We start from the raw sequence: 13,892 nt of genomic DNA on the forward strand, positions 1-13,892 counted from the left end.
CCGATACGATCTCAAAGCGGCTACAGTTAAGTCGTGCCCTGCGAGGCGCGACCGGGGTCCGTAAGCATGTCGAAAGCTAACGTCCCAGGCGGCTATAATCGCGGGACTGTTTTTTGGTGTTCATATGCAATCCTCGTCCCCTGCGTCACCCCCCTCCGCGCCTGAAAAGCGCAAACGTTCGTTGTGGTTAAACCTCCTTCTGGGGCTAGTCGTTCTTGTGGTCGCGGGCATCGCATCCACCGGTCTCGTGCTGGGATATGCCCTCGTCGTCGCCACGCCGAACCTGCCGTCCATCGACGCCCTCACCGACTACCGCCCCAAGGTGCCGCTGCGCATTTATACGGCCGACCATGTGCTGATTGGCGAGTTCGGCGAAGAGCGGCGCGACATCGTCCGTATCCAGGACGTGCCCGACAATCTCAAGAAAGCCGTGCTGGCCATTGAAGACGCACGTTTCTACGATCACGGTGGGGTCGACCTGACTGGTATCGCACGGGCGGGTTTCGTTGCACTGACCAACGGTCACGCCACGCAAGGCGCCAGCACGATCACGATGCAAGTGGCCAGAAATTTCTTTCTCTCAAGCGAAAAAACCTACACGCGTAAGATCTACGAGATGTTGCTCGCCTATAAGATCGAGTCGAAGCTGACGAAAGATCAGATTCTTGAGGTCTACATGAATCAGATCTATCTCGGTCAGCGTGCCTACGGCTTTGCGAGCGCCGCGCAGGTGTACTTCGGCAAGAACATGAAGGACCTCACGCTCGCGGAATCGGCCATGCTAGCCGGGCTGCCCAAGGCGCCGTCCGCCTATAACCCGGTGGTCAATCCGAAGCGGGCCAAGATTCGTCAGGAGTACATCCTGCAGCGCATGCTCGAACTGCACTACATCACGCAAGAACAGTACGACGAAGCAAGCAGCCAGCCGCTCGTCGTCAAGAGCGCCGCCAAGGAATATAGCGTGCATGCTGAGTACGTTGCCGAGATGGTGCGTCAGATGATGTACGCCGAGTATCACGAAGAGGCCTACACGCGCGGATTGAACGTGACAACAACGATCGATTCCGCCGATCAGGACCTCGCTTATCGCTCACTACGCAAGGGTTTGATGGACTACGAACGGCGCCATGGTTATCGCGGCCCGGAAGCGTTCATCGATTTGCCCAGCGATCCGGACGAGCGTGAACAGACCATCGACGACGCGCTGCTGGAACATCCCGACAACGGCGAGATCCTCGCGGCAGTCGTCACCACCTCGACGCCGAAGCAGGTGCTCGCGACCCTTGCCGACGGCAACGTCGTAACGTTGTCAGGCGACGGCCTGCGCTTCGCATCGTTCGCGCTTGGCCCACGCGCGCAGCCGAACCAGCGCATCCGTCCTGGCGCCATCATCCGGGTCGTCAAAGAGGACGACGGCACCTGGTCCATTACCCAGTTGCCGCAGGTGGAAGGTGCCTTCGTGTCGGTTGTGCCGCAAGACGGCGCGATCCGCGCACTGGTCGGCGGGTTCGACTTCAACAAGAACAAGTTTAATCACGTCACCCAGGCATGGCGCCAGCCGGGATCGAGCTTCAAGCCATTCATCTACTCGGCGTCGCTTGAAAAGGGACTGGGGCCGGCCACCGTGATCAATGACGCGCCGCTCTTCTTTACCGCCGCTGAAACCGGTGGCCAGGCGTGGGAGCCGAAGAACTACGGTGGCGGCTTTGATGGTCCCATGACGATGCGCACCGCGCTGCAGAAATCGAAGAACCTTGTGTCGATCCGCATCCTCAACCAGATTGGTCCCAAGTACGCGCAGCAATACATCACGCGCTTTGGCTTCGACGCGGATCGCCATCCGGCTTATTTGCCGATGGCATTGGGCGCCGGACTCGTCACGCCTTTGCAGATGGCAGGCGGTTTCTCGGTGTTTGCCAACGGCGGTTATCGCATCAACCCGTATCTGATTGCGGAAGTCACCGATCAGCGTGGTCTTGTGGTTGCGCAGGCCCATCCGCTTGTCGCGGGACAAAGCGCGCCGCACGCGATCGACGTGCGTAACGCTTACGTGATGAACAGCTTGTTGCAGAGCGTCGCTCAGCGCGGCACGGGTGCGAAAAGCAATGTCTTGAAACGTACGGACCTGGCCGGCAAAACCGGCACGACCAACGATTCGCGTGACGCATGGTTTGGTGGCTATCAGCACACCCTCACGGCGGTGGCATGGATCGGCTACGACAATCCGCGCAGCCTGGGCGACAAGGAAACCGGCGGCGGTCTCGCGTTACCGGTGTGGATCGACTACATGGCTAAGGCATTGAAGGGGGTGCCGGAATACAAGATGCCGATGCCCGAAGGCGTGGTCACGCTGGGCGACGAACTGTATTTCGATAACTTCACGCCGGGTAACGGATTCGTTGCGACGGTCGGCGTCAGCCAGGCCACGCTCGACGCCGAAGCCAGCGACGCGGCTGCATCGGCACCGGCTCCGGAACAGGTTGGCGACCAGGAGAAACAGGACATCATGAATCTGTTCCGCGGCCACTAGAGATTCTGGGCTTACCGGACGGCCGTGCCGGCGGCCACCCGTGGCGGGTTTCTCCACCCGCTCAGGCGCCACCGCAAATCAACCGAGGCGTCAGCTTTGACCGCCAGTGCTTACGGCTCGAAGTGAACCGGCTCGCCGGCTTGTTGCGTCGCATAGTCCGACAACGCAGCAAAAAACTCGGTGCCGTTACGCGTATCGCGCCACGCGTCGTCGGTGTAGCGGAAATGGAAACCGCCCGCTTTCGCGGCGATCCAGATCTCGCGCATGGGCGGCTGCAGATTGACGATGATCTTCGTGCCATTCTCGAATTCAAGCGTCAAAACATTGCCGCTTCGCTCGAATTCGATGTCGGCTTCGGTGTAGTCGATGGCACGCTCAATGGCCGCGAGCGCAGCCTCGGCGCGGGTCAGGTATTCGCTATCGGACATGCTAAACTCCAACGATTATTTATTCAGGGACAGTCATGCGAGTCGTTTCTCGGATGCGCTCGAGAGCGCTCCGCCCAAGGGCGCCCCGGGCGATTGTAGCGGCATTGGTCATTCTCGCAGGTTGTGCGCTAGCTGGCTGCGGTCAGCGCGGCGCGCTCTACCTGCCAACCGTGCCGCCGCTGCCCGCCAAACCCACTGACGAAACCCTCGCTCCGTCTCCTGACGCCGCAAAAACCACTGCCCAGGCGCCTGAGGGGACGATACCCGATACGTCAGGCACGCCGTTGTCGCTGTCGCCGGAAACCGAACTGCATACCGCACCGGACGCCGCTGCATCGGCGCCGCAACTGCCTGCCTCCAGCAGCACACCCGATCAATAAGACTTTCGCATGACTCGATCCGCATTTGCCTATGTCGACGGCGTATTGCACGCTGAAGGCGTGTCCGCCGTCTCGCTGGCCGAACAGTTCGGCACTCCGCTGTACGTCTATTCGCGTGCCGCACTGACCGACGCATGGCAAGCATATGCCGGCGCGTGCGCCGGACGCCGTGCCAGCGTCCACGTGGCCGTCAAGGCAAACAGCAATCTCGCGGTGCTTAACGTGTTTGCGCGTCTAGGCGCGGGCTTCGATATCGTTTCGGGCGGTGAACTGGCCCGCGTACTTGCCGCTGGCGGCAAAGCCGAGAACGTCGTCTTTTCCGGCGTGGGCAAAAGCGCCGAGGAAATGCGCGAGGCGCTCCTGGCCGGCGTGAAAGGCTTTAACGTCGAATCGATTCCCGAACTCGACCGTCTGAATACGGTGGCGGCGTCGGTGGGCAAGACGGCTCCGGTCTCGCTGCGAGTGAATCCGGACGTGGACGCGAAAACGCACCCATACATTTCCACGGGCCTGAAGTCGAACAAATTCGGCATCGCGTTCGATGAAGCACGTGCCACATATCGCGCCGCTGCCGCAATGACGCATCTCGACGTGGTCGGCATCGATTGCCATATCGGCTCGCAGATTACCGAAGTCGCGCCGTATCTGGACGCCGTGGACAAACTGCTCGAACTGATTGACCAGATTGAAGCAGACGGCCTGAAGATTCGTCACATCGACGTCGGTGGCGGCTTAGGCATCACGTATGACGACGAGACGCCGCCTGAGATTGGCGAGTTCGTCCGTACCGTGCTCGATCGCATTGAAGCGCGCGGTCACGGGCATCGAGAGGTGTATTTCGAGCCGGGGCGTTCGCTGGTCGGCAATGCGGGCATCCTGCTCACACGCGTCGAGTTTCTGAAGCCCGGCGCCGAGAAGAATTTTGCGATCGTCGATGCAGCCATGAACGATCTCGCACGACCCGCCATGTACGAGGCCTATCACGCGATTGAACCCGTAGTGAAGCGCGATGTGCCGGCTCACGTTTACGACGTGGTCGGTCCGGTCTGCGAAAGCGGCGACTGGCTGGGACGTGAACGCCTGCTGGCTGTCGAACCGGGCGATCTGATCGCGCTGCGCTCGGCCGGCGCGTACGGCTTCGTGATGAGCTCGAACTACAACACACGCCCGCGCGCCGCGGAAGTTATGGTGGACGGCGGTAAGGTGCACGTGGTGCGCGCTCGCGAAGAGGTCAAGCAGTTGTTCGCTGGCGAAGCCGTTCTGCCGGATTGACGCGGGTAGCGCCGTTCGCGCTGCGCCCTCCAGGTAAAAGGCGATGCCGGTAATGCGGCGTCGCCTTTTTTGTTCTCGGATTTTGTTCTCGGATAAAGCAGTCTCCGCCGGTGCGGACGGTGACGCCAGTGCAGCGTGCGGTCACCGCTTTTTACGAGCCATCGCAAACCGCTCACGCAACCAGACCAGCAAGCGCCATCCCAACAGCGCCACCATGATCGCGCCGTAGATCTTCGGCAGCAACAGATCATGCTTGCCCGCCTTCATCCACCAGAAGTGCAGGATCGCCAGCGCCCCAATCGCGTAGATGGCGCGATGCAAGGTCTGCCAGCGCCGCCCGAGCTTGCGCACCATTGCCCGCGGCGAGGTGATCGCGAGCACGATCAGGAGGACGAAAGCCGCGAAGCCGACCATGATGAACGGCCGTTTGCCGATGTCCTTCAAGATCGCGGCCACGTCGAACCACTTGTCGAACCAGAGATACGTGGTGAAGTGCAGCGTGGCGTAGAAGAACGTGTAAAGACCAAGCATGCGCCTGAAGCGGACAAGCGCGGCCACACCGGTCAGCCGGCGCAGCGGCGTCACGGCCAGCGTGATGCACAGGAACACGAGCGTCCACAATCCCGTCGAGCGCGTGATTAATTCAATGGGATTGGCGCCCAGCCGGTCGGTCAAGCCGAAGAACACGATCCGCGCGAGCGGATACCATGCCGCCACAAACACCGCGATCTTCGCCGGCACCACCCAGCGCGCACCTGTCGCGGCGGAGCGCTTCGCCGGCGGCGGCATACGGCGCACGGCGGTGTCGGATGGAGTTTGCGTTTCAGAGGCCATCGCCGTTTCCCATCAGAAGTTCTTTTTCAGGTCCATGCCCTGATAAAGCGACGCCACCTGGTCGCCATACCCGTTGAACATTAGCGTCTTGCGCTTCGGCGTGAAGAACCCATCCTCGCCGATGCGCCGCTCGGTTGCCTGACTCCAGCGCGGATGGTCGACGTTCGGATTTACGTTCGAATAAAAGCCGTATTCGGTCGGCGCGTACGTGTTCCAACTGGTAGAGGGCTGCTTTTCCACAAAGCGGATTTTCACCAGCGATTTACCGCTCTTGAAGCCGTACTTCCAAGGCACGATGATACGGATCGGCGCACCGTTCTGATTGGGCAACACTTCTCCGTAGAGGCCCATGGTCAGCAACGTGAGTGGATTCATCGCTTCGTCCATCCGCAATCCTTCGGAGTACGGCCAGTCGAGGATCGGCGTCGCAAGACCGGGCATCTGCGAGGGATCCGCGAGCGTGATGAACTGCACGTATTTAGCGTTGCCGGTCGGCTCAGCGCGCTTGATGAGTTCCGACAGCGGAAACCCGATCCACGGCATCACCATCGACCAGCCTTCCACGCAGCGATGCCGGTAGATACGCTCTTCGAGCGGCGCCAGTTTGAGCAGATCGTCGATGTCATACACCTTGGCGTTCTTCACCTCTCCTTCAACGCTCACGCGCCAAGGGTGGGGGCGCAAGGTTCCCGCGTTCTGCGCGGGATCGCTCTTGTCGGTACCGAACTCGTAGAAGTTGTTGTAGGTGGTAATGTCTTTGTAAGGCGTAACCTTGTCCACCGCAACAAACTTCGGATTGGTTTTCGCCGCCAGCTTCTTACCCTTTGCGTCCGGCGAAGAATACTCAGCGAGCGCCTCTCCGCTCACGCCAATCAGACTGCCTGCCGTAGCCGCGCCAATGGCCTGCAGCACTCGCCGGCGGCTTTGGTACACCCGTTGGGGTGTGATCTCGCTGTGAGCGATGTCGTCGCCTTGCAGCGCCGCCCTGTCGGGTCGCTTGATCCACATATGCAACTCCTGCCGGCCCCGCGGGCCAGGTTGATGACCGTTCGACTACGCATCCATAGGTACTGTTCTGACGAACACACTGGATGCACGGATATTCCGCCACAATGAAAAAACCGCCGGTGCGCAGCACTCGGCGGTTCTTAGTCGGTTCAAGACGGCAGATCTTACAGCTTCCCGTAGCTATGCAGCCCGGAGAGGAACATGTTGACGCCGAGAAACGCGAAAGTCGTCACCAGCAGGCCTGTCAGCGCCCACCACGCAGCGACGGCGCCGCGCAGTCCCTTCATCAGCCGCATGTGCAGCCAGGCGGCGTAATTTAGCCACACGATCAGCGCCCAGGTTTCCTTCGGGTCCCAGCTCCAGTAGCCGCCCCACGCCTGCGCCGCCCACAGCGCGCCGAGGATCGTAGCAATGGTGAAGAACGCGAAGCCGACCGCGATCGACTTGTACATCAGGTCGTCGAGCACATCAAGCGCCGGCAGACGATCAACCAGCATGCCGTGTTCCTTCACCAGATACGCAACGCCGACCATCGCGGAAAGCGCAAAACTGCCATAGCCGATGAAATTCGCCGGGACGTGAATCTTCATCCACCAGCTTTGCAGCGCCGGCACCAGTGGCTGGATCTGTTGCGCATCGCGCGAGATCGAGTACCACATCAGGAAGCCAACCGCGGCGCTGATCACCAGCAACACAAACGCGCCCAGCGCGCGGGTGTTGTAGTGCTGCTCGTAGTACAGGTAGAAGAGCGAAGTGATCAGGCAGAACAGCACGAACACTTCATACAGGTTCGAGATGGGAATATGACCCACGTCCGCACCGATCAGGTACGACTCATACCAACGCACCATCATCCCGACGAAGCCCATCAGCACGGCGGCCCACGTCATCTTCGAGCCGATCGCGGCGCCCGTGGGCGAGCGCGACAGCAGGCCGATCCAGTAAAAAAACGTGGCCAGCACGAAGAGCGCGCTCATCCAGAGGATCGCAGACTGGCTCGACAGGAAATACTTGAGGAAGAACGTGCTGTCCGCGCGCGTCAGGTCACCTTGATAAACCTGAATGGCGAATAGCGACAGCACCGCGATACATGGGATCAGCAAACGCACCGGTTTCCAGCGCCAGCCGAGCGTGACGAACACCGGCACTGCGCACACCAGCACCAGTTTGTCGTAGTAGTTCATGAACGGGTGATAGCGCCACAGCGCGAAACCCGCACCCGCCACCATTGCCAGAGCGAACAGCCAGTCGAACAGGCCGAGTCGCCTCAGGAAGGGACGCTCGTCAAGCAATCCCGGATACGGCGCGGGACCGGCCGGCGCATTCTTGGACGGCGTATTGCCGCGTGACGGGGATGAGGAAACCTGAGTCAAGTCCATGATCTTACCGGGTCGAATCTTGTGAGCCTGCGGACGGTGCTGCACCCGAGGTGCTGGCGTGGTCGGCTGCGTCAGTGGGTCGGGCGCCCAGCGCGGCGCCGACAGCGTCGCGCGTTTGCATGAACTCCTTGTCGAAGTCGAGCGTCTTGCGTGCGCTCGACATGGCCATCACGACGTTCGTACCGTGATCGGTATCTTTGATCCAGAACCAGAGACGCCGTTCGCGGACGTAGAACATCGAGAAGATGCCCAATACGAGGAGCAGGCTGCCAAGATACACGACTTTTTTGCCCGGCGCGCGCGTCAACTGAAATACCGAAGCTTGCACCTGCTTGAATGAGTCGAGGTGTAAATAGACCGGCGAACCATACAAAAAGCTGTCAGATATCGCGTTGATCGAACTTTGAATGAAGAGACTCGTGTCGGCCGTCGCCGTCGCGTCCGGTTCACCGGCCTGTTCCCGGGCCAGTTGCCACAAATCCCACGTCGATCCTTCCAGCATACGCAGCAAAAGCGCGGCCGCCTTTTCCTGCTCGCCCTTGGGCACCGAGCGGTCGATAAACGCCGCAATCGCCTGGAAGCCGCCAATATTCTGACCGCCCTGCACCGAGCCGACGCTGCTATCGCCGCCAGCAAAGAGGGTCAGCACACGTAGAGCGCTCTCTTCCAGATGACGCTGCAAATCGGCGTTGGAAGCGGGTACTGAACGCAGTGCAAAACGGTGAGCGGCAGCGGCACGCATGGCTGGGTTTTCAAGCGTCGCGCGCAGGTTCATCCATTCGTTGACCGTGCCGCCCTGGTCTGCTGGGATGCGCAGATAACGGAATGGATCGTCCGGATTGACGCGCATGCCGGCGAGGAACATCTTCTCGCCGCCCACGTCCACCGGCAGCATGTAGTTGTTGTACTCGCGCGCCTGACCATCCTTGTTGCGCACCTTGTACTGCACCGACGGGCCCACGTTGTGCAGATCCAGCGGCTTGGAGCTCTTCGCGCCAGAGCCAAGGCGCTCGTCGAAGGCTTCCTTGAGCGTCTGATGGGCAACGCCGCGCGCGTCGTTGGCGCCGCTGCCGTTCGAGATGTTTTCGACATTGATGGCGCGAAAATCGGCGAATTCGATGGTCTGCCCATCCGCGCCCGGAACCGCCTTGCCCAACGGCACGTTATTGCCGATGGTGCCGGCGAACGGCGCCGTTTTCGCGGTGTCACCCGTCATGGGGAAGGCGGTCATCTGCATCTGCGATCCGCCGTCCTGGAAGCTCGACTGGTAAATCGAAACACCGTCGTACTCAAACGGTTTGTTCACCTCGACCCGCGCCGGGATACGCGCGCCCGTCTTGTGATCGATCACAACGATATCGCTCGCGAACAGCTTCGGCATGCCGGTCGAATAATAGTCGACGATGAACTTGTTCAACTGGATCGAGAACGGCAGGTCCTGAATCAGCGAGCCGGTCGGCTGGTTCAGGATCGCCGTCGAAACGTGCTCACCTTCAGGCACCCAGGCGTAGCCGCGGAAGGTCGGGTTCGACTCCGACAGGCGGTGTTCGGGGGGAATGTCGCTGATCACGGTGTTGCTGTTGAGCGGCGTCTTGTTGAACATCCACATCTGCAGCTTGATAGGCAGATTGCTGTCGAGCAGGCCACCCAGACAAATAATGACGATTGCCAGGTGAGCGGAGATGTAGCCGAGCTTGGTCAGCGTACCGCGTTTGGCGGCGATCAGCGTCGCGCCATTCGACTCACGGGTGACGAATTTGTAGCCGAGCCGGCCCGACAGTTTAGTGAGCAAGGCTGCCGCGTCTGCCCGCGTGCCGCGGACCGCAAACTCGCCCTTATGGTGAAACGCGCGCAAGCTGGACTCGCGGACCTTGTCCTTCCAGCTCTTTATGTCGGCGATCATTTTCGGCGCGTTGCGGATCACGCACAGCGACACCGACACCATCAGAAAACACAGGATCAGCATGAACCACCACGCGCTATAAACCGTGTACAGGCTCAGCGAGCGGAAGATATCGGCCCAGAACGGGCCGAACTGATTGACATAGTTGGGATACGGGTCGTCCTGAGTGAGAACGGTGCCGATGATGCTGGCGATAGCCAGGATCACCAGCAATGAAATCGCAAAGCGCATCGAACTTAGCAATTCGATGCTACGACGCACGGGCCGTTGGGCCGACTTCACTTCGATTTCCGACGTGGTGACGCTCATTCACACTCCGACTGAACAGCAAAAAAGGGTGAACGGTCGTCGCTGACGCTCGAAGCGCACGACGCCATCACCCTTTTCTTGTTTTTCACCGGCCTCGACGGGCCGGTTGCACTTGCGTGCGGACTTCCTAATGTAAGCCCGCGATGTAATCGGCGACAGCCTTGATTTCACTATCCGACAGCCGCGACGCGATGGTATGCATCACATCGCTATTATTGCGTGCCCCCGGGCCTTGGGTGAACGCATTGAGTTCCGTCACCGTGTACTCCGCCCACTGACCAGACAAACGCGGATACTGGACAGGGATGCCCTGACCGGTGGGACCGTGACAACTCGCACACGCCGGAACGGCCCGCTCGGCCACGCCGCCGCGATAAATCTTCTCGCCCAGCGGCACAGTGTTCTTGTTGTGAGCGTAGCCAGGTTTCGGCGTTTGCGCGGCGAAATACGCGGCTACGTTGACCATGTCCTGGTCGGACAGCGCCGCAGCCATACCAGCCATAATCGCATTATTGCGCGCGGGCTGCTTGGCGCCGGGCTGCGTTTTGAAATCCATCAACTGCTTGACGAGATACTCGGGATGCTGGCCCGCCAGCTTGGGATAGGCCCCGCCTGCGCTGTTGCCGTCGGCACCGTGACATGACGCGCAAACCTGAGCCGCTATGGCCTGCCCCCGATTGACGTCCGGTTTTGCCGGATCTGCTGCTCGCGCCTGAACTGCTAAACCTGAAAGACTTGCCGCTACTTGGAACACCATCAGAGCTTTGCACAGTCGATTCATTCGCACACCCTGTTTCGTCTTGTGGGAATTAGAGGTTCTGCAAAATACGACGGCGACTGATTTACCGCGGAGGCACGCGCGCTGGCCCCTCAGGTTTTCAGTAAACCATCGTATTGTACAATAACTCGCTAATCGCTTAGGCGCCAGTCGGGCTTGACCCGTCCCCAGCCCGGGTTCCCCGGCGTCTCACATCCTGGTTCTCCCCATGTCCTTCCTGCTCCATCAAGCCCGTTTTTATACGACCGTCAATCACCTGCGTGATTTGCCGGCCACTGCGCAACCTGAAATCGCGTTTGCCGGGCGTTCGAACGCGGGCAAGTCGACTGCGATCAATCTTCTGTGCAACCAGAAACGTCTGGCATTCGCCAGTAAGACGCCGGGACGCACACAGCACATCAACTATTTCTCGGTCGGTCCTGCTGATGAGCCCGTCGCACATCTGGTCGATCTGCCGGGCTATGGCTATGCGGAAGTGCCCGGCGCGGCCAAGGCGCATTGGGAGGCGCTGCTGTCGAGCTACCTGCAATCACGCTCGCAACTGCGCGGCATGATTCTGATGATGGATTCGCGCCGCCCGCTCACCGACCTGGACCGCACGATGATTGAGTGGTTCGCGCCGACCGGCAAGCCTATCCACACCTTGCTGACGAAGTGCGACAAATTGACGCGGCAGGAGAGCATCAACGCCTTGCGGGCGACGCAGAAGGGGCTGGCCGAATACCGTACCGCTGGCTACCAGGGCGAACTGACTGTGCAGCTGTTTTCGGCGCTTAAACGTGTCGGGCTGGACGAGGCCCACGAACTGATCGAGAGCTGGCTGATTCCCGCCGCCACGGATGATTCGGCTGCTGCCGAATAGGCTTGCGGGGAGGATTTGGGTGCCGAGCGGAACCTGCCCGGCCCCATTTTCGAGCGTCCATAAAAAAACCCGCCGCTACTGACGGCGGGCCAAACAGCCTAATCGAAAAAACGACAGGCACCCGCTCAGGGAGGAGAAGCGGGGAGGTCAGCGCGAAGCGCCTTGCTCGATCGTCATGATATACCATTGTCTTGAAAAGAGTTTTCGCTAGGCGGAGGCGGGCGTTTTTTGACATCTCCACTATTTCCACGACATTCGATATGAGCTTCTACCCACACTACCGTCCGCGCCGCATGCGCCGCGACGACTTCTCGCGCCGTCTCATGCGAGAAAACATTCTCACCACCAACGACCTGATCTATCCGGTGTTCGTCATCGAAGGCAACAACGTCCGGCAAGCCGTGCCTTCGATGCCCGGTGTCGAGCGCGTATCGGTCGATCTGCTGATGGCCGTAGCCGAGCAATGCGTTGAGCTGGGCGTACCGGTGCTGTCGCTATTCCCGGTGATCGAGCCTTCGCTGAAAACGCCCGACGGGCGCGAAGCGATCAATGACGCTGGGCTGATCCCGCGCGCCGTGCGCGAACTGAAGAAGCGCTTTCCGGATCTGGGCGTGCTCACCGACGTCGCGCTCGATCCGTACACCAGTCACGGCCAAGACGGCGTGCTTGATGAAGCGGGCTACGTGATCAATGACGCAACCGTTGAGATCCTCGTCGAGCAGGCGCGTGCGCAGGCCGAGGCTGGCGTGGATATCGTCGCGCCTTCGGACATGATGGACGGGCGCATTGGCGCGATCCGCGAGATGCTTGAAAGCGAGGATCACATCCATACGCGCATCATGGCTTACTCGGCCAAGTTCGCGTCGGCGTTCTACGGTCCGTTCCGCGATGCCGTCGGTTCCGCGGCAAACCTCGGCAAGGGCAACAAGATGACCTATCAGATTGACCCGTCCAATTCCGACGAGGCGCTGCGCGAGGTACGTGCGGACATCGAAGAAGGCGCGGACATGGTGATGGTCAAGCCCGGCATGCCATACCTCGACATCCTGCGGCGCGTGAAAGACGAGTTCCGTTTTCCGACCTATGTGTATCAGGTGAGCGGCGAGTACGCGATGCTGAAAGCGGCCGCGCAAAACGGCTGGCTGGATCACGACAAGGCCATGATGGAATCCCTCCTCGCGTTTAAGCGAGCGGGCGCTGACGGGGTGCTGACGTACTTTGCGCTGGACGCCGCCCGGATCTTGCGCGCGCAGAAGTAACCGCAAACAGCCCGAACGGGAGGCAGTTACGGTATCTGATTGACTCTGTTGGCTCGATACGAACGGAGGCGCTGCCTGAGCGCCTCCGTTTTTTTTACGACTGCGGCGGTGTGGCGAGACGGTCGAGACTGCGCAGGAAGGTGTCAGCGGACTCGTAGCCCACGACACGCAGCACTTCCGCGCCACTCTGATTGAAGAAGATAATGCCCGGCGGCCCGAACAGGTTGAAACGCTTCAGCAACGCCTGATCATCCTTGTTGTTGGCGGTCACGTCGGCGCGCAGCAGATTGAGTTGCTGCAGGCGGGCATGCACGCGCGGATCGCTGAAGGTGAATTTCTCCATCTCCTTGCAACTGACGCACCAGTCCGCATAGAAATCCAGCATGGCGGGCTGCGCAGCCGTCTTGACCGCCTGATCAAGCTCCTCGGATGAGCGTACCTGGGCGAAGGTGAGGTCGTTCGCCGTAGGAGCCGTCGAAGCCGTTGGCGTGCCGGGCGCTTCTGCTGAGCCACCTCGTGCGGCCAACACGGCGAGGGGCTTGAGCGGGTCAGACGAGCCGGCCGCAAGACCAACCAGCAGCACAGCCGCCCATACGGTCAGCGCAACGCCAAGGCCACGCCCGAGCCGACGCCAGATCGAGCCGGCAGCCGTGGCCGGCGAGAAGAGTCCCAGCGACGCAGCCGCGATCAGGAGCCATAGTGCGCTCAGCAACATCTGCACTGCCACGCCAAGCACCGGCCAGACGATCCAGAGCGCGGCCGCGAGAAGCACCACCCCGAAGAAAACCTTCACGCCGTCCATCCAGACGCCCGCGCGCGGCAGCAGCGTGCCCGCGCCCAAGCCGATGATCAGCAGCGGAACGCCGAGGCCGATCCCCATCGAGAACAGGGCGGCCCCACCAAGTACCGCGTTGCCCGTGTGAGCGACAAACGCCAGGATGGCAAAAAGC

At 60.7% G+C, this 13,892-nt stretch carries 12 protein-coding genes; 5 read left to right on the plus strand and 7 right to left on the minus strand.

All coding sequences use genetic code 11. The features are described 5' to 3' along the window. Window positions 1-124: 124 nt before the first annotated feature. Window positions 125-2,530, plus strand: a complete 2,406-nt coding sequence (locus WCA85_RS28135) for a penicillin-binding protein 1A (protein ID WP_424068141.1) — start codon at window positions 125-127, stop codon at window positions 2,528-2,530. Window positions 2,531-2,640: 110 nt separating this feature from the next. Here WCA85_RS28135 and cyaY read toward each other — a convergent pair whose 3' ends face one another. Continuing rightward, window positions 2,641-2,958 carry an iron donor protein CyaY gene (gene cyaY, locus WCA85_RS28140; RefSeq protein ID WP_424068142.1) on the minus strand — a complete coding sequence of 106 codons (318 nt, stop codon included), beginning with the start codon at window positions 2,956-2,958 and terminating at the stop codon, window positions 2,641-2,643. A gap of 53 nt (window positions 2,959-3,011) precedes the next feature. On the opposite strand from cyaY, the gene lptM reads away from it, so the two are divergent. Together lptM and lysA are read left to right on the plus strand one after the other, a co-directional pair. Further along, entirely contained in the window at window positions 3,012-3,338 is a 327-nt protein-coding gene (gene lptM / locus WCA85_RS28145; protein WP_424068156.1) for an LPS translocon maturation chaperone LptM, read from the plus strand. A gap of 9 nt (window positions 3,339-3,347) precedes the next feature. After that, window positions 3,348-4,610 (plus strand): diaminopimelate decarboxylase, encoded by a 1,263-nt coding sequence (gene lysA, locus WCA85_RS28150; protein WP_424068143.1) that lies wholly within the window; start codon window positions 3,348-3,350, stop codon window positions 4,608-4,610. A 141-nt stretch (window positions 4,611-4,751) separates the two neighbouring features. Here lysA and msrQ read toward each other — a convergent pair whose 3' ends face one another. The 5 genes from msrQ to WCA85_RS28175 form a co-directional block, all read right to left on the minus strand. Beyond that, a complete protein-coding gene (msrQ, locus tag WCA85_RS28155; protein WP_424068144.1) occupies window positions 4,752-5,444 on the minus strand; it encodes a protein-methionine-sulfoxide reductase heme-binding subunit MsrQ in 693 nt (230 codons plus the stop codon). A 12-nt stretch (window positions 5,445-5,456) separates the two neighbouring features. Continuing rightward, complete coding sequence (msrP, locus tag WCA85_RS28160) at window positions 5,457-6,452, minus strand: protein-methionine-sulfoxide reductase catalytic subunit MsrP (protein ID WP_424068145.1); 996 nt, start codon at window positions 6,450-6,452, stop codon at window positions 5,457-5,459. A gap of 164 nt (window positions 6,453-6,616) precedes the next feature. Then, window positions 6,617-7,831, minus strand: a complete 1,215-nt coding sequence (gene ccsB / locus WCA85_RS28165) for a c-type cytochrome biogenesis protein CcsB (RefSeq protein WP_424068146.1) — start codon at window positions 7,829-7,831, stop codon at window positions 6,617-6,619. A 4-nt stretch (window positions 7,832-7,835) separates the two neighbouring features. Continuing rightward, on the minus strand, window positions 7,836-10,043 hold the full coding sequence (locus WCA85_RS28170; RefSeq protein WP_424068147.1) for a cytochrome c biogenesis protein ResB: 2,208 nt from the start codon (window positions 10,041-10,043) through the stop codon (window positions 7,836-7,838). 127 nt (window positions 10,044-10,170) lie between these two features. Further along, window positions 10,171-10,824 carry a c-type cytochrome gene (locus tag WCA85_RS28175; protein ID WP_424068148.1) on the minus strand — a complete coding sequence of 218 codons (654 nt, stop codon included), beginning with the start codon at window positions 10,822-10,824 and terminating at the stop codon, window positions 10,171-10,173. Window positions 10,825-11,029: 205 nt separating this feature from the next. Here WCA85_RS28175 and yihA point away from each other — a divergent pair, with 205 nt between their 5' ends. Further along, window positions 11,030-11,683, plus strand: coding sequence for a ribosome biogenesis GTP-binding protein YihA/YsxC (gene yihA, locus WCA85_RS28180; protein WP_424068149.1), 654 nt, complete (start codon window positions 11,030-11,032; stop codon window positions 11,681-11,683). Between the two features lie 260 nt (window positions 11,684-11,943). Then, window positions 11,944-12,942, plus strand: a complete 999-nt coding sequence (hemB, locus tag WCA85_RS28185) for a porphobilinogen synthase (protein ID WP_424068150.1) — start codon at window positions 11,944-11,946, stop codon at window positions 12,940-12,942. A 94-nt stretch (window positions 12,943-13,036) separates the two neighbouring features. Here the strand turns inward: hemB and WCA85_RS28190 are convergent. Then, the coding region (locus WCA85_RS28190) for a thioredoxin fold domain-containing protein (RefSeq protein WP_424068151.1) at window positions 13,037-13,892 on the minus strand (856 nt) is incomplete at its 5' end.

The organism is Paraburkholderia sp., assembly GCF_049581445.1.
GTDB lineage: Bacteria > Pseudomonadota > Gammaproteobacteria > Burkholderiales > Burkholderiaceae > Paraburkholderia.

What these genes read in the sequence shown, in the direction of transcription:
- WCA85_RS28135 (WP_424068141.1), top strand. Translation starts at nt 125, where the DNA reads ATGCAATCCTCGTCCCCTGCGTCACCCCCCTCCGCGCCTGAAAAGCGC.
- cyaY (WP_424068142.1), bottom strand. Translation starts at nt 2,958, where the DNA reads ATGTCCGATAGCGAATACCTGACCCGCGCCGAGGCTGCGCTCGCGGCC.
- lptM (WP_424068156.1), top strand. Translation starts at nt 3,012, where the DNA reads ATGCGCTCGAGAGCGCTCCGCCCAAGGGCGCCCCGGGCGATTGTAGCG.
- lysA (WP_424068143.1), top strand. Translation starts at nt 3,348, where the DNA reads ATGACTCGATCCGCATTTGCCTATGTCGACGGCGTATTGCACGCTGAA.
- msrQ (WP_424068144.1), bottom strand. Translation starts at nt 5,444, where the DNA reads ATGGCCTCTGAAACGCAAACTCCATCCGACACCGCCGTGCGCCGTATG.
- msrP (WP_424068145.1), bottom strand. Translation starts at nt 6,452, where the DNA reads ATGTGGATCAAGCGACCCGACAGGGCGGCGCTGCAAGGCGACGACATC.
- ccsB (WP_424068146.1), bottom strand. Translation starts at nt 7,831, where the DNA reads ATGGACTTGACTCAGGTTTCCTCATCCCCGTCACGCGGCAATACGCCG.
- WCA85_RS28170 (WP_424068147.1), bottom strand. Translation starts at nt 10,043, where the DNA reads ATGAGCGTCACCACGTCGGAAATCGAAGTGAAGTCGGCCCAACGGCCC.
- WCA85_RS28175 (WP_424068148.1), bottom strand. Translation starts at nt 10,824, where the DNA reads ATGAATCGACTGTGCAAAGCTCTGATGGTGTTCCAAGTAGCGGCAAGT.
- yihA (WP_424068149.1), top strand. Translation starts at nt 11,030, where the DNA reads ATGTCCTTCCTGCTCCATCAAGCCCGTTTTTATACGACCGTCAATCAC.
- hemB (WP_424068150.1), top strand. Translation starts at nt 11,944, where the DNA reads ATGAGCTTCTACCCACACTACCGTCCGCGCCGCATGCGCCGCGACGAC.